This window comes from Microbispora sp. NPDC088329, from assembly GCF_040685655.1.
In the GTDB taxonomy this organism is placed as follows: Bacteria; Actinomycetota; Actinomycetes; order Streptosporangiales; family Streptosporangiaceae; genus Microbispora.
The window spans coordinates 239,136-262,205 of record NZ_JBFBIP010000006.1; the positions used below are offsets into that span (position 1 = coordinate 239,136).

Below are 23,070 nucleotides of genomic sequence, written 5' to 3' on the forward strand. Positions count from 1 at the left end.
CCCGCTGCCGGGCCGCCCGCGAGGGTTCGCGAACGCCCGCCGCTGGGCCGCCTGACACGGCGATCAGGAGGACGGGCCGGGCCACCCGAGCGGGAAGGCGATGCGGGCGGGCGGTTCGCCCGCCGCGTCGTTGAACTCCCGCATAGCGACGATGAGGGCCCGCCGCTGGGCCGCCGGCATCCGCGTGAGGATCGCGGTGATCTCCTTCTTGCGCCGGGCCGTGACCTCGTCCACGATCCGCCGTCCGTTGTCGGTCAGCCGCAGCAGCGTCTCCCGCCGGTTGTGCGGATTGACCTCGCGCTTCATCAGACCGGCGACGGCGAGGCGGTCGGCCATGCGCATGGCGGTCGACGGATTCACACCGAGCCTGTCGGCCAGCGTCACCAGCTTGGTCTCGCCCTGTCCCACAACCAGCAACATGCGGAACTGGGGCAGGGTGACCCTATCCTCAGCGGCGGCGAGAGACCGCGCGGAGATCGCGACGAGCACACGCGAGGCGGTGAGCACGGCGGCGGTGACGGCCTCGAGGTCGTCGCCGGTCGGCTCGTCGTCCCCTTCTTCTGCCATAGGAACCGTTTTTACACGGTCTCTCTCACCGGTACGTCATCGCATCGGGCAAACGCTCAGCCGAGCGCGGCCAGCAGCTCGTTGCACGCCTGGGCGCAGCGCCGGCACGCCTCGGCGCACACCCGGCAGTGTTCGTGTACGTGGGCGTGCATACCGCACTCGTCGCCGCAGCTGCGGCAGGCCTGCGCGCACGCCTCCAACTGGGCCCGCGTCAGGTTCGCGTCGTAGCCCGTGTGCCTGGACAGCACCCGGCCCGTCGTCGCGCAGATGTCGGCGCAGTCGAGGTTGGTGCGGATGCAGCGCACGAGCTCCGCCACCGCGTGCTCGCTCAGGCAGGCGTCCGCGCAGGCCGTACAGGTCTGCGCGCAGTCGAAGCAGGCCTCGATGCAGTTGGCCAGCACCTGCCTGTCCACACCGCCGAGATCGGCGGGATAGGTCTCCAGCATCACTCCGGCGTGTCCCATGGCGTCACTCCTTCCGGTTTCGGGCGGGCATCTTCGCGGGCAGGCGCGGAACCCGCGGACGCGGCGGGGACCGTGAACCTTCGCGCCCGTTCGGGATTCCCGGCACGTTCCTGGTGGCCCGAAAGCTCGGGCATGCCCAGCCCATACCCATCGGCACGGTCGTAAACGGAGCCGATCCGGTGTGCTGATCGTCTTTGCGGGTAGTCGCGGAGGCACGGACAACCTTGGAGAAGTCATGGGCTGGAGCTACCGAAAATCGATCAAGATGGGACCGTTCAGGCTCAACCTCTCGCGCGGCGGCGTCGGGCACAGCTTCGGCGGACGCGCTTTCCGCGTCACGAAGACGGCGGACGGGCGGCGTACCCTCACCGTGAACCTGCCCGGCGGCTTCCACTGGAAGAAGACGCTCAACTGAGCCGGGGACGGCCGGGGCGGCGGGCGCGACCCCCGGTGCGCGCCCGTGGACCCGCCCGGCCGATTTCCCGTCCGGCTGATCTCCCACTCGGCCGATCTTTAGCTTGACCGATCTCCTCCGACCGCTTCTCGCGCGGTCATCGACCCGCTGCGGCCACGGACACGTCGACCGCCCGGCCGGACTCGGCCGCGGTCCGTCCCCCGCCGGCGGTCACGTCACTCCTTATCCTTCGGATGCAGGGCCGACGGCTTGTGCACCGCCGTCCCGCCGCTCTTCTCGCTGCGCACGAGGAACTGCGGGTCCTCGGGTGAGGCGGCCACGGTGCGGCCCGCCTCCTCCGTGCGCTCGGTGATCTTCTTTTCGACCTTGCCGGCCGCCTCGCCGCCGTGGCTCTTCCAGGTGACCTCGTCGCCCACCGACGGCTCTTCCTTCTTGTCCTTCTCGCCCATGTGCCCCGCCCTACCCGGGGAAACGCGCCATCCTCTCGGCGGGACACCGGCATGCCTCCCTATCAGGCAAAATCCCGGCACGAAGCGGGGGTGAGCCGGAACCGGCCGGGCGCGTATCTCCGTACTGTTGCCCGTGCGCCGGGATTATCCGGGTCCGCTGTCGCGCACGGTGGAAGCATGGGACGGACCGTGCGGCTGACCGCGACCGTCACGCCCGAGGACGGTGGCCTGTACTGCGCACGGTGCGTTCAGGTCGAGGTGGCCTGCGAGGGGCACACGGTCGACGAGGCGCTCGGCCGCCTGCGGCGCGCCCTGGAGCACTACTTCCGGCATCGGCCGCTGCCGAACCCGCCGTCGCATCCGCCCATCGTGGTGCCGATCGAGGTCAGGCTGCCGGACTGAGTTCGCCTCGGCCGCTCGCCTCGTTCCTCTCCCGAAGGCCCGCGGGGGCCGGTTGCGGGTGCGATGGGATCTTTGCGGGTGATGCGCCCGATCATCATGCTTGACCGGACATTGGTCGTCGGATGCGTGATCACTCCCCGGTGCGGCGCTTACCGTCGTGCTCGTACCATCCATGACCTCGGGGGAGTCTCATGCCTCTCTGTACAGCCGCCGTACTGGCCGCCGCCCTGCTGTCCGGGCCGGCCGCCGTGCCGCCGGACCCGGCTCCGTCCGGGACGAGGGCCACCACGGACAAGAACAACGCCACGCCGCCGTCCACGGCCCGGCCGCAACTCGCATCGCTGCCCGGCATGGCGCCGCAGGCCGGGGAGTTTCCTTTCCCCTTCCCCCAGGCGCCGCCATGGATGGCTCCCAACGGGACGGACAGCGGGCGGAACGCGTCCGGCCCCGCCTCCGGATCACCGGCCGGGTCGCAGACCGGTTCGCAGACAGGGGCGAGCGCCCCCGGAGCGTCCGGCGCGAACGGCAAGCCGGTCGCGGGCGCGGGACGGCCCTCCGCGACCGCGGGCGGCACGGGGGACGGCACAGCGGGCGACACGGAGAGCGACAGGGCGGATGACGGGGCGGCGACCGCGAACACACTCGTTCCGGTGATCGATCCCAAGACGCGCGACGTGTTCATCCAGCCCGTCATCGCTTCCGGCAAGCCCGGCGAGGCACCCCGGCCGTTCACCTTCCGCCCGGTGTACGGGGTCCAGACGACCAAGTCCTATCCGGCGCCCCAGAGGGAGCCGAAGACGGCGCGTCAGAAGACGGCCACCCGGCCCCACCGGCATCTGTGGCCGCGCGGCCGGTGAGCCCGGCCCGGACGGCCTGACGGAAGAGGCCCGTGTGACCGGCCCATCCGATCGGCCCGCCACACCGGTCCTGAGCCGGTGTGGCGGGCTCTTCCGGTGTCGCCGTCCACCGGGGTTCGCACGGCGCGGACGGACGTGCGGGTGGCACGCCGGGCACCGCGTCCGGTCGAAGGACCGATCGGTGCGTTCACTCCGTGTCTCATCACGCACCCGACCCGCCACCCAGCAACGACCTTTCCACGACTAAGGAAGCACGATCATGAATACCCGTGTGCTCGCCCTTGCCGCCCTGACCGCGGCGCTTTCGATGTCCGCGGCGTGCGGCAGTCAGGGCGGCGGCAATCCCGCGGCCCCGGTCGCGGCCAACGAGACCGCCACGGACATGGCCAGTGAGACCCCCAGCGCCGAGGCGAGCGAGGCCGCGTCCGCGACCCCGTCACCGTCGGTCTCCGGGTCGCCCGTCGGGGCGGGCTGCTCCTCGCTCCCGGCCTCGGGCAAGGGCAGCCCCGCCGAGCTGGCGAAGGTGCCGGTCGGCACCGCGCTCGCCGACATCCCGTCGCTGTCCACACTGGCGCGGGTGGTGAAGAAGGCAGGGCTGGCCCAGACGCTCAACTCCGCCCAGGACATCACGGTGTTCGCGCCCACCAACGAGGCGTTCAACAAGATCCCGAAGAGTCAGCTCGATCAGCTGCTGACGAACCGCAAGTCGCTCAGGGGGCTGCTGGCCTACCACGTGGTGAAGGGACGCAAGGGGCCGGCGGACATGCACGGCCAGCTGACCTCTCTCGAGGGCCGCAAGCTCACGGTCTCCGGGTCCGACTCCAGCCTCAAGGTCAACGACGCCGCGGTCACCTGCGGGAACATCGCGACGAGCAACGCCACCATTTATCAGGTCGACAAGGTCCTCATGCCGAGGTGACCCGCCGTCGCCCTGCGACAGCCTTACGGGGGTGAGCCGCTCGCGGCTCGCCCCCGTTCCGTTTTCCGCCTCTTCTGCCTCGGGCACGTCCCGGATTCGCCCGGCTCGCGCGAGCCCTGGGGCCTATGTCCTGAACCGGACGGTTCTCTTATTTGACCGGACACTGGGTGTCGGCTCCGTGATCGCCCGGCATCGTGCGCTTACCTTCGTTCTTGTTCCGTCCACCAGATTTCGGGGGAAATTCTCATGCCTATATGCAGTGCCATACTCGCCGCGGCTCTCCTGTCGGGTCCTGCGGGCACGCCCGCCGACCCGGCTCCGCTGTCCGCCAAGGAGCCGATGTCGCCCGGCAAGAAGATCGCCGCGCTGGCGATGAACCACCCGGAGGAGCCCGACGTCGTCGCTTCCAAGACCCTGGACATCCTGGACAAGGGCGCGAAGGTCGCTCCGTTCATGTCCGGCGACGAGGCCGGCAACCGGGCGAACGGCCCGGCGGCGAACGGCCAGAGCGCCAACGGCCCGATGGCCGGCCCGCAGGCGCCCGGCGGCGAGGCATCCGGCGGTCGGCAGGCGGGCACCCAGCCGGCCGGCCCGGCCACCGGCAACCAGGCGAACGGTAACCAGGCGAACGGCTCGCAGCCGGGCTTCATGTTCACGATGCCCGCCACCGGCAAGAACAACAGCCAGCGCTCGCCGCAGGACATCTTCCTTCACCCCACGTCCAACCAGCCGACGTACACCAAGATGTCGGGCAACGACTTCGCGCACACGCCGTCGAAGCCCAAGACCGACGACGAGGACGCCGGTGCCTGGGCACGGCCGCTGCAGGGCTGGAGCATGCAGAAGCCGGGCAAGGCGAAGGCGGCCAAGCCCAAGGCCGCCAAGCCCAAGGCCGGGCCCAGGACGCCGGTCTCCGACGACTTCTGGAACATGCCTGGCTGGGACTGAGCGCACGCGCCGCGGTGAGGTGACGCGGTGGCGCGACAGAGGGGTGAGCCGTCCGGCTCACCCCTCATTCTTGTTCACGGAGCCTTGCGGCCTGGCACAGGTCGACGACCTCCACCAGGTCGGCGAGCTCGACGTGGCCCGCCACCTCCGCGACCGACGCGCAGTAGCCGACGTGATAGCCCAGGTGGCGTACGCGCAGCAACTGGCGGCCCTCGATGACGATGGGGTCCACCTCGTGCCCCTGCGAGCTCACCCACCTGCGCATGCGGGAAGAGTAGGAAACAGCGGGTCACGGGGGATTAGATCCCGCGTGCGGCCCGGGCCCGCCGGGCTCTCGCGGCGGGCCGACGCGTACGGCGGCGACGTGCCGGAGGCGCGGCAGCGTGGTGGCGCAGTGCCCCGGCAGCAGACTGCGAACGAGGCGAAAATCGGCTCGATGTCCGGGTAAGGGGCAACTGTCGGGACCGACGGACCAGGGCCGAGGTGATCGGCATGACGAGCGGGTGGACGTTCGAGGGACAGCCCAGCGCCATCGGCGGGGGCGCCATGACGCTCGTGGCCGGGGGATCGTTCTGCGTGTCGGCCCGAAACGGCGACATACTGCCCGGGTCGGCGCAGGGGATCTACTACGCCGACACCCGGCTGCTGTCCCAGTGGGAACTGCGCGTCGACGACGGCTCGATCGAGGAGCTCCAGGTCCTGGCACGCGAGCCGTACCACGCGATCTTCGTCGGCCGGGCGGCGCCGCGGCCGGGGCAGGCGGAGAGCACGCTGCTGGTCGTGCGGGACCGGTACGTCGGCGGCGGGCTGTCGGAGGACCTCACCATCCGCAACATGTCGCACGAGCCGGCCGGCTGCGTGGTGACCCTGCACATCGGCTCCGATGTCTGCGACCTGTTCGAGGTGAAGACCCACCGGGTGCACTGGGTGGCCGACGTGGCGACCACGGCGGAGGAGCGGTCGCTGCGTATGTTCTCGGTCAGCAAGGCCCGGGGGGTGCGGGTGGCGGCCAGGGCCGACGGCACTTCGGTGCTGCCGGTGGTCAACCCGCGCCTGCTCGTCTTCCGTGTGGTGGTGCCGCCGCGCGGCGAGTGGACGGCCTGCGTGCAGGCCAATCCGATCATCGACGGCGTCGAGACCGAGCCGTGGTACTCGGAGAAGCGGCTGTCGCCGGCGCTGGCGCGGCGGGCGGGGCGTCTGTTCGAGTGGGACGAGCGCCTGCCCGACGTGACGACGGACAACGCCTCCCTGGCGGCGATCCTGCGCCAGTCCCGCGACGACCTCGGCGCACTGCGGCTGTTCGACCCCGAGCACCCCGAGCTGCCGCCGACCGTCGCGGCCGGGGCGCCCTGGTTCATGACGCTGTTCGGCCGCGACTCGCTGCTCACCTCGTGGCTGGCCCTGCCGCTCGACCCCGACCTGGCGCACGGCACGCTGTGCCGGCTGGCCGACCTGCAGGGCACCAAGATCGACCCGATGAGCGAGGAGGAGCCCGGGAAGATCATGCACGAGCTGAGGTACGGCGCCCGGCAGGACGACACGTCGGCCGGCGGGCACGCCTACTACGGCTCGGTCGACGCCAGCCCGCTGTTCGTCATCCTCCTCGGCGAGCTGCGCCGCTGGGGTCTGCACCGGGACGCGGTGGAGCGACTGCTCCCGCACGCCGACGCCGCGCTGGAGTGGATCGAGCGGTACGGCATGCGTGACGGGTTCCTGTGGTATCAGCGCAAGACCGACCAGGGCCTGCTCAACCAGGGCTGGAAGGACTCCTTCGACGGCATCAACTTCGCCGACGGCACGATCGCCCGGCCGCCCATCGCCCTGGCCGAGGTGCAGGGATACGTCTACGCCGCCTACATTGCCCGCCACTACTTCGCCAAGGAGGCGGGCGACACCGAGACCGAGCGGCGCTACCGGGAGCGGGCCGCCGAGCTGCGCGCCCGGTTCAACGAGTGGTTCTGGCTGCCCCACCGCGGCTACTTCGCGGTCGGGCTCGACCATGACGGCCGCCCGATCGACGCGCTCGCCTCCAACATGGGCCACTGCCTGTGGTCGGGGATCGTCGCCCGCGACAAGGCGGCGGCCGTGGCCGAGCACCTGCTGTCGCCCCGGATGTTCACCGGCTTCGGCGTTCGCACCCTCGCCTCCGACATGGGCGCCTACAACCCGATGAGCTATCACAACGGGTCCGTCTGGCCGCACGACAGCGCGCTCGTGGCGTCCGGGCTCATGCGCTACGGCTTCGTGCGGGAGGCGCAGCGCATCGCCGTCGGGCTGCTCGACGCCGCCCGCGCCTTCGGCGACCGGCTGCCGGAGCTGTTCTGCGGGTTCGACCGGGGGGAGTTCCCGGCACCGGTGCCGTACCCGACCTCGTGCTCGCCGCAGGCGTGGGCCTCGGCCACCCCGGTCCAGCTCCTACGGCTCCTGCTGCGCATCGACCCGTGGGTGCCGCACCACAAGGTGTGGATCGCCCCGGTGCTGCCCGAGGGGTTCGGAGACCTGCGGATCTCCGGGCTGCCGCTCGCGGGCGTACGGGTCGAGCTGGAGACCAGGGAGGGCAGCGGCGCGGTGCACGTGAGCGGCCTGCCCGAGGGGGTGCGTCTCATCCCGGAGCCGCGCCCCCCGGCGAGCTCCGGCGCCCGCGGCTGATCCTCGGAGGCGCGTCGTGGAAGCGCCGACCCGCCGGGCGAACCGGGCATAGTGGAGCCATGGCCGAGGATCTCAACTACTACTCGACGCTCATCGCGGTCGCCGACGACTGTCCGGTGACCGCCGCGGAGGTGCCCAGGGCCCGGGGCGGCAAGCCCACCGTCGCCGTCCTGCAGTATGAGCTGCTCTCCGGCGCGCCGTACGGCCTGACGCAGGAGGACGTGCTGTTCGAGACCTGGCTGCGGCGGCAGGACCTGCCCGCGGACCTGTCCGGCGCGCGCCGCGCGGAGCTCAGGAAGGAGTTCTTCTCCCGTCCTCAGGCGTGCCTGCGGTCGTCGCCCCTGGCCAAGAGGTACGGCTGGGGGCTGCTGTTCGACCGGGACGGCCGGATCGCGTTGTGCCCCATGGAGTCGGAGGAGTACCGGCGCCTGGTGGGCGACGCCGTGGAAGACGCCGTGGAAGACGCCGTGGAAGGCGCCGTGGAAGGCGCCGTGGGCGGCGCGGGGAACGGCAGGGCGGAGGGCGGGAAGCACGGCGTGAGTGTGCTCAAGGCGCTGCGCTCGCGCCGCTCCTGACCCCGTTGTCTCACGCGGACCGCCGGCTCCGCGCCCATGCCGCCGCTGACCCGGCGCGCTCGCGCCGCTACCGGCGCCGCCTGCTGTTTTCCTGGCACGGAGGGCACGCCGTCCCCGGTTTGCCGCCACCGGCCGGGGGTAGGCCCGGTGGTTCAGCGGGGAGCACGGGGACCAGCCGGGGACAGACCGGGGATCAGCCGGGGCGGCCGGGAAGGGCGGGCCTCATGAGCGAAGCCGAACTCAGCGTGCGGATCCCCATCGGCGAGGTCGTGCTCGACGCGGACGTGGCGGTCCCACGGGAGGCCCGGGGAGCGGTGCTGTTCGCCCACGGCAGCGGCAGCGGCCGGCACAGCCCGCGCAACCGCTACGTCGCCGGGGAACTGCAGCGGGCCGGACTGGCCACCGTCCTGGCCGACCTGCTCACAGTGGAGGAGGAGCGCGCCGACGCCGTCACCGGTCACCTGCGCTTCGACATCGGCCTGCTCGCCGGGCGGGTGGGCGCGCTGGCCGACCGGCTGCCCGGGGACGAGGTCGTCGGGGGCCTGCCCATCGGCCTGTTCGGCGCGAGCACGGGCGCCGCCGCCGCGCTCGTCGCCGCGGCGGCGCGGCCCGGCGGTGTCAGGGCGGTGGTGTCCAGGGGCGGCAGGCCCGACCTCGCGGAGGGCGCGCTCGGCTCGGTGCGTCAGCCGACGCTGCTGATCGTGGGGGAGCGCGACTCCGTCGTCCTCGGTCTCAACCGGGAGGCGATGCGCATGATCACCGCCCCGGTCCGCCTGGAGATCGTGCCCCGCGCCACGCACCTGTTCGAGGAGCCGGGCGCCCTGGAGACGGTCGCGGGGCTCGCTCGCGACTGGTTCCTGCGTCACCTGGCGGGTGGAGCGCCCCCCGCCTGAGCTGCCCCGCTACGATCTGACCTCATGGAACAGCGCGTGTTGGGCAGGACGGGCAAGCAGGTGGGCGTCGTCGGGCTGGGGGCCTGGCAGCTCGGGGCCGACTGGGGAGAGGTGAGCGAGGCCGACGCCCTGGCCACGCTCAACGCCGCGGTCGACGCCGGGACCACCTTCATCGACACGGCCGACGTGTACGGCGACGGCCGCAGCGAGAAGATCATCGGGAAGTTGCTGAAGGAGCGGTCCGGCCTGACCGTGGCCACCAAGATGGGCCGCAGGGTGCAGCAGACGCCCGAGGTCTACACCCTCGACAACTTCCGCGCCTGGACCGACCGCTCCCGCGCCAACCTGGGCGTCGACACGCTCGACCTGGTGCAGCTCCACTGCCCGCCCAGCGCCGTCTTCGACACCGACGAGGTCTTCGACGCACTCGACACGCTGGTCGCCGAGGGCCGCATCGCGGCGTACGGCGTGAGCGTGGAGACGGTGGCCGAGGCGCTGACCGCGATCGCGCGCCCCGGCGTGGCCACCGTGCAGATCATCCTCAACGCCTTCCGGCTGAAGCCGCTGGACGAGGTCCTGCCCGCCGCCGAGAAGGCCGGAGTCGGGATCATCGCCCGGGTCCCGCTGGCGAGCGGCCTGCTGTCGGGCAGGTACGGCCCGCAGACGGTCTTCGCGGAAAACGACCACCGCAACTTCAACCGCCAGGGTGAGGCGTTCGACGTCGGCGAGACCTTCTCCGGCGTCGAGTACGGCGTGGGCCTCCAGGCGGTCGAGCGGCTGCGCGGCCTCGTGCCGGAGGGCATGACGATGGCGCAGTTCGCCCTGCGCTGGGTCATCGACCAGCCCGGAGTAAGCGTCGTCATCCCCGGCGCCCGCAATCCCCGGCAGGCCGAGGCCAACGCGGCGGCGGCGCGGTTCGCGCAGCTGCCGGCCGAGACGCACGAGGCGGTCCGCGGGATCTACGACGACCTGATCCGCCCCCAGGTGCACCACCGCTGGTGACGACCCGGCCCGGGCCGGCGTGCCGCCGTCGCTGATCCGGCCCGGACGCCCCGGCGCGGGCTCGCCGCGCCGCGATGAGGCAGGCGAGCCGCCACAGTCGCGCTCGTGCCGTGCGGGGCGCATCCGATCAGGGGGATCCGCTCGAATCACCCTACGTGGAGACGTGGGAGGCCGCGGAGAAGAGGACGGCCCGGTCTGACGGCACGCCCTCCGGGCGGCGCGGGCCGCGGGAGGGCGGGTCGTGGCCGCCCAAGCGGCCGGTGAGACGACCGGTGAGGCTGTCGATGAGGCGGCCGGTGACGGGGACGGCGAACCCCTCGCGCCCGAAGAACGCCTGGTCGAACGCGACCGGCGTGGCCGCGCTGGCCGCGATGGTGGCGGCCCAGATCGCGACCGGGCTGCGCCCCCAGGACCTCCGCCTCACCACCGTGGTCGTGGTCCTGCTCGCGACGAGCGCTCTCGCCTTCGCGGCGGCGGCCTACACCCCGCGCAGGGCGGCGGCCGCGTTCACGGCCGCGGTGGCGGCGGGCTACGCCGCCGAGTGGATCGGCACGAGGACCGGCCTGCCCTTCGGGGCCTACCGCTACACCGGCGCCCTGTGGCCGCGGCCCGGCGGCGTGCCGCTGATCGTCGCCCTCGCCTGGGGCGGCATGGGCCTGGCCGCCCACGCCGTCGCCCGGCGCGTGACGCCCCGCGGCCGGCTGGTGCCGGTCATCGCCGGAGCCTCGGCGCTCACCGCCTGGGACCTGTTCCTCGATCCGCAGATGCTCCGGCTCGGACTGTGGGTCTGGGCGGAGCCGGGGCCGTACCGGGGCGTGCCGCTCGGCAACTTCGCCGGGTGGCTGCTGGTCTCCCTCCTGGTGATGCTGGTTCTCGACCTCCTCACCGGCCGTGCCGCCTCCGGGCGGGAGCACGGGCCCGTGGGAGGCGGCCGGGGCGGACGGGCGGCGGGGGCGACCGGGCTCGTGGTCCTCTACACGGTGATGGCGGCGATGGAGACCGTCGGCTTCGCCGTGGTCTTCCGGCCGCCCGATGTGTTCGTGGCCGCCGCCGGAGGGCTCGCGATGGGGTCGTTCGCCCTGCTCGCCTGGGAGCGCTCATGGCGGAGGTGATCGTGGTCGGGGGCGGCGTCGGCGGGATGGTGGCCGCCCTGCTGCTCGCGCGGGACGGGCACGACGTGCGCCTGTACGAGCGGCTGCCCCGGCTCGGCGGCAAGCTGGCCGAGCACACGCGGGACGGCTTCACGTTCTCGGCCGGCCCGTCGCTGCTCACGTTGCCCGGTCTCTTCCTGGACCTCGGCGTCCCGCTCGACCTGCTCGAACTCCACCAGCTGTGCCGTTATCACTGGGCGGACGGCTCGGTGCTGCCGACGTACCGCGACCCGGAGCGTACGGCGGAGGAGGTGGACCGGCTCGCGCCGGGCGAGGGCCGCAACTGGCGGGCCTTTCATCGCTGGGCCGAGCGCTGCCTGGACGCCTCCGCGCGCACGTTCTTCGCGGGACCGTCGTCCGGGCCCGTCGTCGAGCCGCCGTTCCGCCCGGCGGGCCGGCGGCCGGATGATCGCCGGGGCGATCGGCCGGCGGGTCGGCAGAGCGGGCAGCCGGGCGGGCCTCTGGCGCGCCCCCGGCCGGGCGACCTGCTCGCGGTCGCGCCGGGCCGCACCCTGCATGCCCTGGCGGGCCGCTTCTTCCGGGACGCCCGCCTGCGCCAGTACGTCGACCGCTACGCCACCTACGCCGGGTCGAACCCCTACCGGGCGCCCGCGGCCCTGGGCTGCGTCCCCGCGATCGAGCACGGCGACGGCGGGTGGTACGTGCGGGGCGGTCTGCCCCGCCTCGCGGACGCGCTGGCGCTGTCGCTCGACAAGGCGGGCGTCGAGATCCGCCTGGAGACCGAGATCACCGAGGTCATCGCCGGCGCGGGGCGGGTCGGCGGCGTCCGTACGGCCCGGGGGGAGGCGGTCCGCGCCGACATCGTGGTCGTCAACGCCGACGCGGCCTGCCTGTACGGGCGGCTCCTGCCCGATCGAGCCCGGCTGCGCCGGATCGCGCGGCTGGGCCTGTCGTCGTCCGCCTTCCTGCTGCTCGCGGCCGTGGAGGGGCGGACCGAGGGCATGGCGCATCACTCGGTCGTGTTCTCCGCCGACTACCGGCGCGAGTTCGGCGACATCTTCGACCGGCGCCGGCCGCCGGAGGACCCCACGGTCTACATCGCCTGCCCGGTGGTGGACGACCCCGCCCAGGCTCCCGAGGGCGCGGAGAGCTGGAGCATGCTGGTCAACGTTCCCGCGGGGGACCCCGGGCGCTGGCCGATGCCGCCGGAGGCGTACGCGGAGCTCGTCCTCGACCGCCTGGCGAGCAGGGGGTACGACCTTTCCGGGCGGCTGCGCTTCCTCGACCTGCTGACCCCGGCGGACCTGCGCGACCGGTACGGCGGGTGGGGCGGGGCGATCTACGGCGGCGCCTACGGCGGCCCGTTCGCCCCCTTCCGCCGTCCCGGCAACCGGGGGCCTCGGCGGGGCCTGTATCTCGTCGGCGGGTCCGCGCATCCGGGAGGCGGGCTGCCGCTGGTCGCGATGGGCGGGCGGATCGTGGCCGCGTTGGTGCGCCGCGACTTCCCCGGCTCCGCATGACGGCCGGGGAAGTCGCGAGGGTGAGGACCGGGGCGCGCGGGGCCTGCGGGGGTGCCGGGGCTTCCGGCGCCGCCGGGAGGGCGGGGAGGGCCGCGGTGGTCAGGAGCGCCGGGCTGATCAGGAGGGCCGGGAGGGCGGGGAGGACCGAGGTGATCAGGAGGGCGGGGAGGGCCGGGAAGGCCGGGAGGGCTGGGGTGGTCAGGAGGGCCGGGGTGGCCGGGACGGCCGCGCGGGTGCTCACCGCCGCCCAGGCCGTCGCCGCCCTCGTCGTGCTGGTGCGGCTCGCCCGCGGCCGCCGGCGGCTGCCTCCGCTCACCGCGCCCCCGCCGGACCCGCCTCCCGGCGCCGGCGACCCGGCGGGGCCCGGCGCAGGGGCGGCCAGGGCGGGCGAGGGTGCGACATCCCGGTCCGGAAGCGGCGGGCGTATCGGCCATTCCGGGACGCCGGAGGCCGGGCGTCCGGGCATCTCGGTGGTCGTGCCGGCGAGGGACGAGGAACGGCGGCTCGGTCCCTGCCTGCGGGCGGTGCTGGCCGATCCCGCCGTCACCGAGGTGATCGTGGTGGACGACGAGTCGTCGGACGGCACCGCGCGGCTCGCCGCCGCGTACGGCGCGACGGTGGTGCGCGGAGACCCGCTGCCCGACGGCTGGGTGGGCAAGCAGTGGGCGCTGCACCAGGGGATGCGGGAGGCGAACGGCCGGATCGTGGTCACTCTGGACGCCGACACCCGGCCCCGTCCCGGCCTGTTCGGCGCGCTCGCCGCCGCCCTCGGGGATCACGACCTGGTCAGCGCGGGCCCGCGGTTCGTCTGCGACGGCCTCGCCGAGCAGGCGCTGCACGCGTCGTTCCTCGCCACGCTCGTCTACCGGTTCGGCCCCATCGGGCCTGCGGCCCCGCCACCGCCCCACCGGGTGGTGGCCAACGGCCAGTGCCTGGCCTTCCGGCGGGAGGCGATGCGGCGGGCCGGCGGCTTCGCCCGGGTGAGCGGCCACATGACCGACGACGTCGCCCTCGCCAGAGCCCTGGCCGCCGACGGCTGGAGGGTCGGCTTCCTCGACGCGGGAGACCTGCTGGAGGTCGACATGCACGAGTCGGCGGGCGAGGTGTGGCGGGAGTGGGGGCGTTCGCTGCCGCTGCGCGACGTCACCCGCCCCGTCTGGCAGGCGGCCGATCTCGCCGTCGTCTGGCTCGCCGCCGCGTTGCCGGCGCTCCGCCTGGCCGCCGGTCGGCCGACCCGGCTCGACCTGACGCTGCTCGCCGTACGCGTGCTGCTCACCGCCGCGCTGCGGCGCAGCTACGCCCGGCCCGGCGCGGGCGTCGTGCTGTCGTTCCTGCTCGACCCGCTCACGGCCGTACGGCTGACGCAGGCGACGCTGCGGCCCGTCAGGACCTGGCGGAACCGCGCCTACCGCGCCTACCCTGCCTGCCGCGCCCGCCGTGCCGGCGACCCCGGCCCCGCCGCCTCCGCCGATGCCGTCACGTGCGGCGCGCGGCCAGCGCCGCCTGCCCGAAGCGCAGCCCGATGAGGCACATCAGCGCGCCCGTCGCGGCGACGTGGCCGATCGGCGCGAACGGCAGCTGCAGCAGCGGGATCGCGAACACCCCGGCCCGCGCCCCGATCGCGAACGATCGCGTGACCAGGAACGCCACCGCCAGGACGGCGAGCGCGAGGACGAACGCGGGCGGGCAGATCACCGCGATGCCGCCGGCGAAGGTCAGCACCGACCGCCCGCCGCGGAACCCGGCGAAGACCGGCCAGGCGTGCCCGATCATCGCGGCCCCCACCGCCAGGTACGCGGCCGGGGCGCTCGCACCGGCGACCACTCCCGGCGCGGTCGTGTGCGCGCCGCCCGCCAGCAGCCCGAGCAGCCCGGCGAGCAGGCCCTTGGCCATGTCCCCGGCGAAGACCGGCGCGGCGGCCCGGAGGCCGAGCCGTTCGCGCACGTTCCAGAAGCCGGGGTTGCGGTCGCCCACCTCCCGGGGATCGACGCCCCGCCGCCCCCCGGCCAGCACCGCCACCGGGATCGAACCGAGAAGGTAGCCGCCGATGAGCGCCACCAGCATGGGGACGAGCGGTGGGAGCGTCGTCACGTTCCACCTCCAGAGGTACGCGGACCGGGGGGCGATGCGCCACATGGCCTTCGACCGCCCGGTGCTGCGCCGCACCGGGGGGCTGCTGTTCTGGCGGCTGCTCGGCACGGGCCGGGGGCCGTCGACGACCCTCGGCGCCGATCTGCGCCGCTGGGCCCTGCTCGCCGTCTGGCGGGACGAGCGGGCGCTGGAGGAGTTCCTGGCCCACTCGCCGATCCCCGCCAGGTGGCGGCGCGAGGCGATCGAGAGCTGGCACGTACGGCTCGCGCCGATCGCCTCGCGCGGACGCTGGAACGGCGTCGAGCCGTTCACCCCCCTGACCCGCGGCCCGCACAGCGGGCCGGTGGCGGTGCTGACCCGGGCGTCGATCCGGCCGTCGAGGCTGCCGGTGTTCTACCGGTACGTACCCGCCGTCGACCGGTCGCTGCGTGCCCAGGAGGGCTGCCTCGCCTCCGTCGGGCTGGGGGAGTGGCCGCTGGCCCGGCAGGCGACCTTCTCCCTGTGGCGCGAGGCCGCCGCCGTACGCGCGTTCGCCTATGCCGGGCGGGCGCACCGCGAGGTCGTCGGACGGGTCCGCGCTCACGACTGGTACTCGGAGGAGTTGTTCGCCCGGTTCATTCCCTACGCGAGCGCGGGCACCTGGGACGGCGCCGATCCCCTCGCCGCGTGGGTCACCGGACGTCCGGGAGGCGGAACGCCAGAGTGCTGAGCGGCCGGAGGCGACAGGCGTCATGTCCTGACGACACGCCGCGGGGTCGGGACTGCCATGGGCTCAGGGTACGCACCCGAGTCCCAAGCCTCCGGCAAGCGCGTGAGTCCCCCGTCCCGGGAACTCCATGACCTCGCCCTTCGAAGCGCGCGTCGCCGCCGTGCTCGCGTCCCTCGCGAATCCCCCGTCGTGAGCCGTGACCGGGCCCGCCGTGCGGGAGCTCACCACCCGGGGTGGAGCGCGAGACGGTCGCCGAGACGGGCCACGACCTCGCCCTCGGCCAGGTCGCGCGCCACGACGCAGGCCCGGGCGATGGTGCCGGCCCGGGAGGAGCCGTGCGCCACGACGACGGTGCGGGTGAGCCCGAGCAGGGCCGCGCCGCCGTGCGTCTCGGGGGCGTAACGGCGCGCCACCCGGCGCAGACCGGCGGGACCGGCCACGCCCTCCGCCGCCGCGAGGGCGAGAGTGGCGCGCACGGTGCCCTCCACGTTCTTCAGCACGACGTTGCCGGTGAAGCCGTCGGTGACGATCACGTCGGCGGCCCCCGTGAGCACGTCGCCGCCCTCCACGTTGCCCTGGAAGCGCAGCGGCAGGCCGCGCAGCAACCTCTCGGCCAGGCGGGTCAGCCGGTTGCCCTTGCCGGGCTCCGCGCCGATCGACAGCAGCCCGACACGAGGGTCGGCCACGCCCAGCACGAGCTGCGCGTACGACGCCCCGAGCAGCGCGAACTGGGCGATCATCTCCGGCGTCGGATCCACGGTCGCGCCGGCGTCGACCAGGACCGTGGCCCCGCCCGCCGTCGTCGGCAGCGCCACGGCCAGCGCGGGACGCAGCACGGCGGGCGCGGTGCCGAGCCGGTCGGCCGCGCACGCGACGACGGCCCCGGTGGACCCCGCCGACACGAAGGCCGCGCCCGCCCCGCCCCGCATGAGATCGAAGCCGACGGCCAGGCTGGAGCAGGCCATGCGGACCGCACCCGCACCCCGCTCGGTCATCGGCACGACCTCGGCGGCGTGCGCGACGTCGACCTCGCCCGCCGCCCCGAGCCGGGCCAGTTCCCCGCGGACGACCCCGGCCTGGCCGACGAGGACGACCGGCACGCCGTGGTCCCGCCATGCCTCGACCGCCCCCCGCACGATCTCCGCGGGCCCGTGGTCCCCGCCCATGGCGTCCACCACGACCGGCCGTGGCATCGCGTCCGGATCCACCTCACGCCACCTCCACGCGCCGCTCGGCCCGTACGGCGGCGCGCGCGGCGAGCAGGTGCCGGGCGAAGATCGCAACTCGGCGCCGCCGGGGAACCGTCGCCCGCCTCGCCAGCACGTCGTGCCCGGCGGCCTCGATCTCGTTCAGGATGCCGCCGTACAGCTCGTACGCGGCCCTGATGCACGGCTGGGACGACGGCGCGAGCAGCGCGATGCCGTCGCGGGCCCGCCGGTAGTGGTCGCGGGCGCGGTCGCACTCGCAGGCCACCAGCTCCCGCACGGCCGCGGAGGCGTACGGCGCGGCCAGGTCGGCCTCGCGGACGCGGAACTTGTCGAGGTCCGACAGCGGCAGGTAGACGCGGCCCCGTGTCAGGTCCTCGCGCACGTCGCGGATGAAGTTCGTGAGCTGGAAGGCCAGCCCGAGCTGGCGGGCGGGCTCGTGGGCCCGTTCCTCCTCGCCCGGCAGGGCCTCCAGCACCGGCAGCATCATGGTCCCGATGGCCGCCGCCGAGCCCTCCATGTATCCGAGCAGGTCGTCGTAGGTCGCGTACCGGTGCACGGTGAGGTCGGCGCGCATGGACGCGAGGAACGCCCGCACGTCGTCCTGGTCGATCTCGAACGCGCGCACCGTGTGCGTGAACGCGGAGAGTACCGGGTCGCGGGCGCGGTCGCCGTCCAGCGCGGCGGCGAGCCGGGAGACCAGGCGATCCAGCGCCGCGGCCCGGTCGCCGGTCAGCGCGAACGAGTCCACGATCTCGTCGGCGTAGCGGGCGAAACCGTACAACGCGTGGACATGCGGCCGTTTCCAGGCGGGCAGCAGGCGGGTGGCCAGGTAGTACGAGCGGCCGTAGCTCGCGTGCAGGCTGCGGCACCACTCGTAACCGGCCGTCAGGGTCGCGGTCGGCGCCTGAGGCGGTGTGCTCATGGGGTGCTCTCCAGGATGCGTTCGGCGGCCAGACGGCCGGAGATCAGCACGGGCGGCACCCCGACCCCGGGAGCCGTGTACATGCCCGCGAAGTGGAGGCCGGGGACCCGCCGGGCCGCCCCGGACGGGCGGAACCACGCCGTTTGAGTGAAACGGGCGTCGAGCGCGAAGGGCGTGCCGGCCGAGTGGCCGCGCCTCCGCCAGGCGGGGGGATCGAACACCAGCCGGGGCGTACCGGACAGGTCGCCGTACCCGAGGCCGGCGAGCCGCTCCAGCATGCGGTCCACCAGGCGGGGGGTGAGGACCGTCCAGTCGGCGCCGCTCCGGGTGTTCGCGGTGGGCTCCAGCACGCTGAGCACGGCGCGCCCGCCGCCGCCGGGCCCGTGGTCGTCAGGCCCGTGGTCGTCAGGCCCGTGGTTGACAGGCCCGTGGTTGACAGGACAGGTCACCAGCAGGTTCGGGTCGGGCTGCGGTCTGCCCGCCTCCAGCGCCGCGAACGTCGTCTCCCACTCCTGCCCGAAGTGCAGGGTGTGGTGGGCCTGCCCCTCCGGACGCCGGTCGAGCGCGAAGTGCGCCACGAGGCAGGAGGGGGAGAACCGGGGCCGGCGCAGCCGCCAGTCGGCCGCCTCCTCCGGCAGCAGGCCGTCGCCGCCCCGCCGGCCGAGGGCCCGGAGCAGGTCGCAGGCCACCACGACGTGCCGGGCCGCGAGCCGTTCGCCGGTGTCGAGGCGGACGGCGACGACCCCCGCCCCGTCGGTCTCGATCCGGGTGGCCCGCACGCCGTACCGGAAGAGCGCCCCGGCCTTCTCGGCGGCTGCGGCCATGGCCCGGGGGACGGCGTGCATGCCGCCCTTTCGAGGGAAGTAGACCCCGCCGACCGTGTCCATGTGGGCGATCACCGCGTACACGCCGAGGGCGCGGCGCGGCGACAGGCCGACGTACAACGCCTGGAACGTGTGCGCCCTGATCAGCCGCTCGTCGGTGAGGTGACGCCGCACGAGCCCGTCCATGCGGCGGAAGCCGCCGAGCGCGGCCAGCCGCGCCAGCGCGTACGGCCGGGCGAGCGCGCGCAACCGGGTCATGTCCCGGTCGATGAACGCGCTCCACTCGGCATCGAACAGCTCTCCCAGCGACCGCCGGAACCGCCGGTAGCGCGCGGCCTCCGCGGGCCCGCACAGCGCGCGCACCTGCTCGGTCATCGCGTCGGCCCCCGCCACCACGTCGAGTCGCGACCCGTCGTGGAAGGTCAGCCGGTAGTACGGATCGAGCCGCCGCAGCGGCAGCCAGCGCTCCAGATCCTGCCCGGCGGCGGCGAAGGTGTCGGCCAGCACTCCCGGCATGGTCAGCACCGAGGGCCCGGTGTCGAAGCGGTGGGAGCCCAGGGTGGCCGTGCCGCAGCAGCCGCCCGGCACTTCGGAGGCCTCCACGACCGTCACCTCGTGCCCCGCCCCCGCCAGCCGCATGGCGGCGGCCAGACCGCCCAGCCCGGCGCCGACGATCACGACCGGTCCGCCCGCGCGCATCAGCGGGCCCCTCCGGTCGCGGGCCCGCTGACGGGCGCGGCCGAGCCGGCCGGAGGGGCGACGCCCTGCCGGGGACCGGGCCGGGACAGCGGCGCGGGGCCGTCCTGGCCTCGGGGATACAGGCCGAACGGGTTGAACAAGTCGAGCAGATCGAACAGGTCGAACGGGGACAGGGCGAACAGCCGGCGATCGAACGGCTCCCGCGTCTGGTCCCGAACGCTGCCGGTCTCGCGGGTCAACGTCACCATGGGTCCTGCTCCTTCGATCGCTACGGTGATCGGCGGCGCCGTCAGTAGAGTTTTCGCGCCCGCTCGCTCCGGCGGTTGCATCCGCACAGGGCCGCCGCGCCGAAACAAGGCCAGGGGCGGGCCGGTGGCCGGGGCGGCCACGAGCGCCGTGCGCGGGGGCGGCCACGAGCGGCGGGTGCCGAGGCGTGCCGGTCCCCTGCCGGTCCCGCCGCTCCCGACGTACGGAGCGTGGGGCCCGTACGGAGCGCGGGCCGGGGGCTGAGAGGCTGGCCATAGGGAGGGCGGGTGGCCGGAGGACGGCGAGCGGCCGGGATGACCGGCGGGACGGACGCGGGGTGAGCGCGTGACGCGCGAGGGCGCACCGGGGGCCGGCGAGAACGCGGCCGCCGAGGAGGAGCCGGGTTACGGCATCGGAGCCGTCTCCCGGCGGCTCGGCGTGCCCGCGTCCACGCTGCGCACGTGGAACCTCAGGTACGGCATCGGCCCGAGCAGGCGCAGCCCCGGCGGCCACCGCCGGTACGACAACGCGGACCTGCGCCGCCTGGAGGAGATGAACCGGCTGATCCGGGCCGGAATGCCACCGGCCGACGCCGCCAGACAGGCGCTGCGGCCGCGGCCCGCGCCCGGAGAGGGAACGGCGCCGCCGGATTCCGCCGTTCCCTTCGAGTCCCCAGCGCCCTTCGTGTCCCCAGCGCCCTTCGAGCCGCCCCAATCGTTCCAGCCATCCGTTCCGCCGGGGGCGCAGGGGTCGTCGGCGGCCGTTTCCCCATCGGCCGCCCCGTCACCCCCGGCGCCACCGTTCTCCGCCGTACGGCCGGCCCCGGAGTTCGGATCGCTGTCGGCGGTCATGCTGGTCCGCGCGGTGACGGCGCTCGACGCGACGACCGTGAACGCGGGGCTGGACGCGGCGCTGGCCGCGCACGGCGTCGTGTGGACGTGGGAGCGGCTCGTGCTGCCGGTGTTCGCGGCCGTCAGCCGCAGGCAGCAGGACACCGGAACCGGGATCGACATCGAGCACCTGTTCTCCGACCGGATCCAGGCGGCGCTGACGCGGTTCGCCGCGCGTGCGCCCTCGCCGGTGCACCCCCGCCCGGTCCTGCTGGCCGGCGCCGAGGAGGAGCAGCACGCGCTGCCGATCCACGCGCTGGCCGCCGCGCTCGGCACGCTCGGGGTGGAGACCCGCGTGCTCGGTGCCCGCACGCCCTACACCGCGCTGGCGGACGCGATGCGCCGCCTCGGTCCCGCGGCGGTGTTCGTGTGGTCGCAGATCCGTCAGACCGGTGATCCGGCACCGCTGGCCGCTCTGCCGAGGCTCCGCCCCGCCTGCCGCGTCGTGGTCGGCGGCCCTGGCTGGGGGGACGGCCTGCCCTCGGAGGTCGTTCGGGTGACGACGTTTCGCGACGCCATCTCGGCGGTAATGACCACTCTGCGGTGATTCGTGCGTCTTTGACGCATTCTTGATTCAGTGTTCGGTGATCGTGGGTGTTCCCTCCAGACGCGGGCAGTTATGAATAGGTTTTGAATAACTTCTCCGGCGAAGGGGGCCCGGATGGAGGAGACGCTGGAGTTCCGGCTCGCCACGGGGGACGCGGGAGCCCTGGGGGAGTGCTACCGCGCCCACTCCCCGGCCGTGCGCTCCTACCTGCGCAGACTCGTGCCGTCGCAGGACGTGGAGGATGTCCTGCAGGTCGTCTTCACGGAGGTGTGGCGCTTCCGGCACCGCTTCGACCCGGGCCGCAGCCTGTCGGCCTGGCTGTACGGAATCGCCCGCAACCGTGCGGTGGACCATCTGCGGGCGCGTACGCCGGCGACGGTGCCGCTGGAGGCGGTGCCCGACCCGGCGGGACACGACGGCCGGCTGGACGGCGACGAGTTCGCCGACCGCGACCGGATCCGGCGTGCGCTGGCCGCGCTGCCGCAGGTGCAGCGCCAGGCGATCGAGCTGGCGTACTACGGAGACCTGACCCAGCGGGAGATCGCCGAGCACCTGCGGGTTCCGCTCGGCACGGTCAAGGCGCGTACGGCGCGCGGCCTGCACCGCCTTTCAACGCTGTTGCGGGCGGCCTGACCATGACAACCGTGGTCAGGCCAAGGGTGGCGGTGTCGAGCTGCCTGCTGGGCGCTCCCGTGCGGTTCAACGGCGGCCACAGCCGCGATCGGTTCCTCACCGAGGAGCTCGCGGAACACGTGGACTGGGTGCCGATCTGCCCGGAGATCGAGATCGGTCTCGGCGCCCCGCGCGAGACGCTCCGGCTGGAGCGCTCCCCGGACGGGCCCCGGCTGGTGACCCGCCGGACCCGCGAGGACCTGACCGCCCCGATGACCGGCCTCGCCGCCGGGCGCGCGGCGGATCTGGCGGACGTCGACGGCTACGTGTTCAAGTCCAGGAGCCCGAGTTGCGGGCTCCACGGGATCCCCGTGTACGCCGGGGGAAACGGGCCGGCCGACCGGCACGGCGAGGGGATCTTCGCCGCCGCTATCACCCGCGCCCGCCCGGAGCTGGTCGTCGAGGACGAGGGCCGGCTGCACGACGCGGTGCTGCGGGAGGCCTTCGTCGAACGGATCTTCGCCTCGGCCCGCCTGCGGGCCCTGCTGGCCGGCGACTGGCGCCCACGCGACCTGGTCGCCTTCCACGCCCGGCACAAGATGCAGATCCTCTCCCACGCGCCCGCGGCGTACCGGGAGATCGGGCGGCTGGTTGCCGCGGCGGGGGAGTCGCCCCGGGAGGCGCTGGCCCGCGAGTACGACCGGGCGTTCCGGGCGGCCCTCGCCACCACGGCCACGGTCGGGCGCCACGTCAACGTCCTGCATCACTGCCTCGGCATGATCGGCGGGCAGCTCGATCCGGTCCGCCGGGCCGATCTGGCCGAGGTGATCGCGTCCTACCGGGCCCGCAGGGTCGCCCTGACTGTGCCGCTCGCCCTGCTCAGGCACCACGCGAGGGGCGCGGGGGTCGAGTACGTCCGCGACCAGACGTACCTGTCGCCCTATCCCGACGCGCTGCGCCTGCGCAACCACGTTCCCGCATGAGTTCGTCCTCGCGGAGTGCTCCCGCATGAGCGTCGCCCGCTGGGCAGAGGACCTCCTATGCGACGCACATCGACGAAGACCCTGATGGGCACGGCCCTCGCCGTGACCGCCGCCGCCGCGGTCGGAGGCCTGTCCACCGACGTCCGTTCCGGCTGGTACGCCCGGCTGCGCAAGCCCTCCTGGCAGCCGCCGCCGCAGGCGTTCGGCCTGGTCTGGACGCCGTTGTACGCGACGATCGCCTACGCCTCCGCCCGGGCGCTGTCGCACGGGGACGACGACTCCCGGGGGGCCCTGCGGTGGGCGCTCGCCGCGAACCTGGCGCTCAACGCGGCCTGGCCGCCGCTGTTCTTCAAGGCGCGCAACCCCCGCCTCGCGCTCGCGGAGCTCCTCGCGCTCAACGTGTCGAACGCGCTGCTGACCCGCCGTCTCCTCCGTCAGGACCGTACGGCCGGCCTCCTGCTGCTGCCGTACGCCGGGTGGACGGTCTTCGCCACCGCCCTCAACGCCGCCATCGCGCGCCACAACCCGGAGGTCTGAAGGCCGGCCGACCACATGGCGGAGTCACGG

Annotated in this window: 26 protein-coding genes; 17 read left to right on the forward strand and 9 right to left on the reverse strand. The window is 74.0% G+C overall.

The features are described from left to right. Nucleotides 1–63: 63 nt before the first annotated feature. Both AB0O28_RS15085 and AB0O28_RS15090 read right to left on the reverse strand, forming a co-directional pair. A complete protein-coding gene (locus AB0O28_RS15085) occupies nucleotides 64–567 on the reverse strand; it encodes a MarR family transcriptional regulator (protein ID WP_363640269.1) in 504 nt (167 codons plus the stop codon). A 56-nt stretch (nucleotides 568–623) separates the two neighbouring features. Beyond that, a complete protein-coding gene (locus AB0O28_RS15090; protein WP_363640271.1) occupies nucleotides 624–1,031 on the reverse strand; it encodes a four-helix bundle copper-binding protein in 408 nt (135 codons plus the stop codon). A 181-nt stretch (nucleotides 1,032–1,212) separates the two neighbouring features. On the opposite strand from AB0O28_RS15090, the gene AB0O28_RS15095 reads away from it, so the two are divergent. Continuing rightward, complete coding sequence (locus AB0O28_RS15095) at nucleotides 1,213–1,446, forward strand: DUF4236 domain-containing protein (RefSeq protein ID WP_363640273.1); 234 nt, start codon at nucleotides 1,213–1,215, stop codon at nucleotides 1,444–1,446. Between the two features lie 215 nt (nucleotides 1,447–1,661). On the opposite strand, the gene AB0O28_RS15100 is transcribed toward AB0O28_RS15095, so the two are convergent. Next, a complete protein-coding gene (locus tag AB0O28_RS15100; protein ID WP_363640275.1) occupies nucleotides 1,662–1,895 on the reverse strand; it encodes a DUF2945 domain-containing protein in 234 nt (77 codons plus the stop codon). A 177-nt stretch (nucleotides 1,896–2,072) separates the two neighbouring features. Here AB0O28_RS15100 and AB0O28_RS15105 point away from each other — a divergent pair, with 177 nt between their 5' ends. The 4 genes from AB0O28_RS15105 to AB0O28_RS15120 all read left to right on the forward strand — a co-directional run bounded on the left by AB0O28_RS15105 (nucleotide 2,073) and on the right by AB0O28_RS15120 (nucleotide 5,021). Beyond that, entirely contained in the window at nucleotides 2,073–2,297 is a 225-nt protein-coding gene (locus AB0O28_RS15105; RefSeq protein ID WP_363640277.1) for a type II toxin-antitoxin system HicB family antitoxin, read from the forward strand. Between the two features lie 191 nt (nucleotides 2,298–2,488). Continuing rightward, entirely contained in the window at nucleotides 2,489–3,154 is a 666-nt protein-coding gene (locus AB0O28_RS15110; protein ID WP_363640279.1) for a hypothetical protein, read from the forward strand. Between the two features lie 259 nt (nucleotides 3,155–3,413). Then, on the forward strand, nucleotides 3,414–4,073 hold the full coding sequence (locus tag AB0O28_RS15115) for a fasciclin domain-containing protein (RefSeq protein ID WP_363640280.1): 660 nt from the start codon (nucleotides 3,414–3,416) through the stop codon (nucleotides 4,071–4,073). 246 nt (nucleotides 4,074–4,319) lie between these two features. After that, on the forward strand, nucleotides 4,320–5,021 hold the full coding sequence (locus tag AB0O28_RS15120) for a hypothetical protein (protein WP_363640282.1): 702 nt from the start codon (nucleotides 4,320–4,322) through the stop codon (nucleotides 5,019–5,021). Between the two features lie 64 nt (nucleotides 5,022–5,085). Here the strand turns inward: AB0O28_RS15120 and AB0O28_RS15125 are convergent, their stop codons facing one another. After that, nucleotides 5,086–5,286 (reverse strand): transposase, encoded by a 201-nt coding sequence (locus AB0O28_RS15125; protein ID WP_363640284.1) that lies wholly within the window; start codon nucleotides 5,284–5,286, stop codon nucleotides 5,086–5,088. A gap of 227 nt (nucleotides 5,287–5,513) precedes the next feature. Here AB0O28_RS15125 and AB0O28_RS15130 point away from each other — a divergent pair, with 227 nt between their 5' ends. From AB0O28_RS15130 to AB0O28_RS15160, 7 genes are all read left to right on the forward strand, one after another. Next, complete coding sequence (locus AB0O28_RS15130) at nucleotides 5,514–7,670, forward strand: glycogen debranching N-terminal domain-containing protein (RefSeq protein ID WP_363640286.1); 2,157 nt, start codon at nucleotides 5,514–5,516, stop codon at nucleotides 7,668–7,670. 59 nt (nucleotides 7,671–7,729) lie between these two features. Then, nucleotides 7,730–8,245 (forward strand): DUF6157 family protein, encoded by a 516-nt coding sequence (locus AB0O28_RS15135; RefSeq protein WP_363640288.1) that lies wholly within the window; start codon nucleotides 7,730–7,732, stop codon nucleotides 8,243–8,245. A 224-nt stretch (nucleotides 8,246–8,469) separates the two neighbouring features. Beyond that, a complete protein-coding gene (locus tag AB0O28_RS15140) occupies nucleotides 8,470–9,138 on the forward strand; it encodes a hydrolase (RefSeq protein ID WP_363640290.1) in 669 nt (222 codons plus the stop codon). Nucleotides 9,139–9,162: 24 nt separating this feature from the next. Then, nucleotides 9,163–10,140 carry an aldo/keto reductase gene (locus AB0O28_RS15145; RefSeq protein WP_363640292.1) on the forward strand — a complete coding sequence of 326 codons (978 nt, stop codon included), beginning with the start codon at nucleotides 9,163–9,165 and terminating at the stop codon, nucleotides 10,138–10,140. Between the two features lie 296 nt (nucleotides 10,141–10,436). Next, nucleotides 10,437–11,252: a carotenoid biosynthesis protein gene (locus AB0O28_RS15150; protein WP_363640294.1), complete on the forward strand. Its 816-nt coding sequence runs from the start codon at nucleotides 10,437–10,439 to the stop codon at nucleotides 11,250–11,252. Next, complete coding sequence (locus tag AB0O28_RS15155; RefSeq protein WP_363640296.1) at nucleotides 11,240–12,772, forward strand: FAD-dependent oxidoreductase; 1,533 nt, start codon at nucleotides 11,240–11,242, stop codon at nucleotides 12,770–12,772. Before AB0O28_RS15150 ends, AB0O28_RS15155 begins: the two co-directional genes overlap by 13 nt. A gap of 212 nt (nucleotides 12,773–12,984) precedes the next feature. Then, nucleotides 12,985–14,298, forward strand: coding sequence for a glycosyltransferase family 2 protein (locus tag AB0O28_RS15160; protein WP_363640298.1), 1,314 nt, complete (start codon nucleotides 12,985–12,987; stop codon nucleotides 14,296–14,298). Here the strand turns inward: AB0O28_RS15160 and AB0O28_RS15165 are convergent. Next, the gene (locus tag AB0O28_RS15165; RefSeq protein ID WP_363640300.1) at nucleotides 14,249–14,863 is read right to left on the reverse strand and encodes a glycerol-3-phosphate acyltransferase; all 615 of its coding nucleotides are present in this window, start codon (nucleotides 14,861–14,863) and stop codon (nucleotides 14,249–14,251) included. The two genes, AB0O28_RS15160 and AB0O28_RS15165, sit on opposite strands and share 50 nt — an antisense overlap. Between AB0O28_RS15165 and AB0O28_RS15170 the strand changes: the two genes are divergently transcribed. Further along, nucleotides 14,820–15,572 carry a spheroidene monooxygenase gene (locus AB0O28_RS15170; RefSeq protein WP_363640302.1) on the forward strand — a complete coding sequence of 251 codons (753 nt, stop codon included), beginning with the start codon at nucleotides 14,820–14,822 and terminating at the stop codon, nucleotides 15,570–15,572. The genes AB0O28_RS15165 and AB0O28_RS15170 overlap by 44 nt on opposite strands. A 221-nt stretch (nucleotides 15,573–15,793) precedes the next feature. Here the strand turns inward: AB0O28_RS15170 and plsX are convergent, their stop codons facing one another. Genes plsX through AB0O28_RS15190 form a run of 4 tightly spaced genes read right to left on the reverse strand, consistent with a single transcriptional unit; the run spans nucleotide 15,794 to nucleotide 19,473 of the window. Next, entirely contained in the window at nucleotides 15,794–16,780 is a 987-nt protein-coding gene (gene plsX, locus AB0O28_RS15175) for a phosphate acyltransferase PlsX (protein WP_363640304.1), read from the reverse strand. A gap of 1 nt (nucleotide 16,781) precedes the next feature. Next, complete coding sequence (locus tag AB0O28_RS15180; protein WP_363640306.1) at nucleotides 16,782–17,702, reverse strand: phytoene/squalene synthase family protein; 921 nt, start codon at nucleotides 17,700–17,702, stop codon at nucleotides 16,782–16,784. Then, entirely contained in the window at nucleotides 17,699–19,225 is a 1,527-nt protein-coding gene (crtI, locus tag AB0O28_RS15185; RefSeq protein WP_363640308.1) for a phytoene desaturase family protein, read from the reverse strand. The genes AB0O28_RS15180 and crtI overlap by 4 nt, the downstream gene beginning before the upstream one ends. After that, a complete protein-coding gene (locus tag AB0O28_RS15190) occupies nucleotides 19,225–19,473 on the reverse strand; it encodes a hypothetical protein (protein ID WP_363640310.1) in 249 nt (82 codons plus the stop codon). Before AB0O28_RS15190 ends, crtI begins: the two co-directional genes overlap by 1 nt. A gap of 343 nt (nucleotides 19,474–19,816) precedes the next feature. On the opposite strand from AB0O28_RS15190, the gene AB0O28_RS15195 reads away from it, so the two are divergent. The 4 genes from AB0O28_RS15195 to AB0O28_RS15210 all read left to right on the forward strand — a co-directional run bounded on the left by AB0O28_RS15195 (nucleotide 19,817) and on the right by AB0O28_RS15210 (nucleotide 23,040). Continuing rightward, nucleotides 19,817–20,908: a MerR family transcriptional regulator gene (locus tag AB0O28_RS15195; protein WP_363640312.1), complete on the forward strand. Its 1,092-nt coding sequence runs from the start codon at nucleotides 19,817–19,819 to the stop codon at nucleotides 20,906–20,908. 114 nt (nucleotides 20,909–21,022) lie between these two features. Then, a complete protein-coding gene (locus tag AB0O28_RS15200) occupies nucleotides 21,023–21,541 on the forward strand; it encodes a sigma-70 family RNA polymerase sigma factor (RefSeq protein ID WP_363640314.1) in 519 nt (172 codons plus the stop codon). A gap of 2 nt (nucleotides 21,542–21,543) precedes the next feature. After that, on the forward strand, nucleotides 21,544–22,503 hold the full coding sequence (locus tag AB0O28_RS15205) for a DUF523 and DUF1722 domain-containing protein (protein ID WP_363640316.1): 960 nt from the start codon (nucleotides 21,544–21,546) through the stop codon (nucleotides 22,501–22,503). Nucleotides 22,504–22,560: 57 nt separating this feature from the next. Beyond that, nucleotides 22,561–23,040 carry a TspO/MBR family protein gene (locus tag AB0O28_RS15210; protein WP_363640318.1) on the forward strand — a complete coding sequence of 160 codons (480 nt, stop codon included), beginning with the start codon at nucleotides 22,561–22,563 and terminating at the stop codon, nucleotides 23,038–23,040. The last annotated feature ends 30 nt before the right edge of the window (nucleotides 23,041–23,070 follow it).

Excerpts from the sequence above, each read along its gene's own strand:
- AB0O28_RS15140 (WP_363640290.1), top strand. The coding sequence starts at position 8,470 with ATGAGCGAAGCCGAACTCAGCGTGCGGATCCCCATCGGCGAGGTCGTG.
- AB0O28_RS15125 (WP_363640284.1), bottom strand. The coding sequence starts at position 5,286 with ATGCGCAGGTGGGTGAGCTCGCAGGGGCACGAGGTGGACCCCATCGTC.
- AB0O28_RS15085 (WP_363640269.1), bottom strand. The coding sequence starts at position 567 with ATGGCAGAAGAAGGGGACGACGAGCCGACCGGCGACGACCTCGAGGCC.
- AB0O28_RS15115 (WP_363640280.1), top strand. The coding sequence starts at position 3,414 with ATGAATACCCGTGTGCTCGCCCTTGCCGCCCTGACCGCGGCGCTTTCG.
- AB0O28_RS15145 (WP_363640292.1), top strand. The coding sequence starts at position 9,163 with ATGGAACAGCGCGTGTTGGGCAGGACGGGCAAGCAGGTGGGCGTCGTC.
- AB0O28_RS15170 (WP_363640302.1), top strand. The coding sequence starts at position 14,820 with ATGAGCGCCACCAGCATGGGGACGAGCGGTGGGAGCGTCGTCACGTTC.
- AB0O28_RS15190 (WP_363640310.1), bottom strand. The coding sequence starts at position 19,473 with ATGGTGACGTTGACCCGCGAGACCGGCAGCGTTCGGGACCAGACGCGG.
- AB0O28_RS15180 (WP_363640306.1), bottom strand. The coding sequence starts at position 17,702 with ATGAGCACACCGCCTCAGGCGCCGACCGCGACCCTGACGGCCGGTTAC.
- AB0O28_RS15090 (WP_363640271.1), bottom strand. The coding sequence starts at position 1,031 with ATGGGACACGCCGGAGTGATGCTGGAGACCTATCCCGCCGATCTCGGC.
- AB0O28_RS15110 (WP_363640279.1), top strand. The coding sequence starts at position 2,489 with ATGCCTCTCTGTACAGCCGCCGTACTGGCCGCCGCCCTGCTGTCCGGG.
- AB0O28_RS15135 (WP_363640288.1), top strand. The coding sequence starts at position 7,730 with ATGGCCGAGGATCTCAACTACTACTCGACGCTCATCGCGGTCGCCGAC.
- AB0O28_RS15105 (WP_363640277.1), top strand. The coding sequence starts at position 2,073 with ATGGGACGGACCGTGCGGCTGACCGCGACCGTCACGCCCGAGGACGGT.
- AB0O28_RS15120 (WP_363640282.1), top strand. The coding sequence starts at position 4,320 with ATGCCTATATGCAGTGCCATACTCGCCGCGGCTCTCCTGTCGGGTCCT.
- AB0O28_RS15130 (WP_363640286.1), top strand. The coding sequence starts at position 5,514 with ATGACGAGCGGGTGGACGTTCGAGGGACAGCCCAGCGCCATCGGCGGG.
- crtI (WP_363640308.1), bottom strand. The coding sequence starts at position 19,225 with ATGCGCGCGGGCGGACCGGTCGTGATCGTCGGCGCCGGGCTGGGCGGT.
- AB0O28_RS15155 (WP_363640296.1), top strand. The coding sequence starts at position 11,240 with ATGGCGGAGGTGATCGTGGTCGGGGGCGGCGTCGGCGGGATGGTGGCC.
- AB0O28_RS15205 (WP_363640316.1), top strand. The coding sequence starts at position 21,544 with ATGACAACCGTGGTCAGGCCAAGGGTGGCGGTGTCGAGCTGCCTGCTG.
- AB0O28_RS15200 (WP_363640314.1), top strand. The coding sequence starts at position 21,023 with ATGGAGGAGACGCTGGAGTTCCGGCTCGCCACGGGGGACGCGGGAGCC.
- AB0O28_RS15210 (WP_363640318.1), top strand. The coding sequence starts at position 22,561 with ATGCGACGCACATCGACGAAGACCCTGATGGGCACGGCCCTCGCCGTG.
- AB0O28_RS15100 (WP_363640275.1), bottom strand. The coding sequence starts at position 1,895 with ATGGGCGAGAAGGACAAGAAGGAAGAGCCGTCGGTGGGCGACGAGGTC.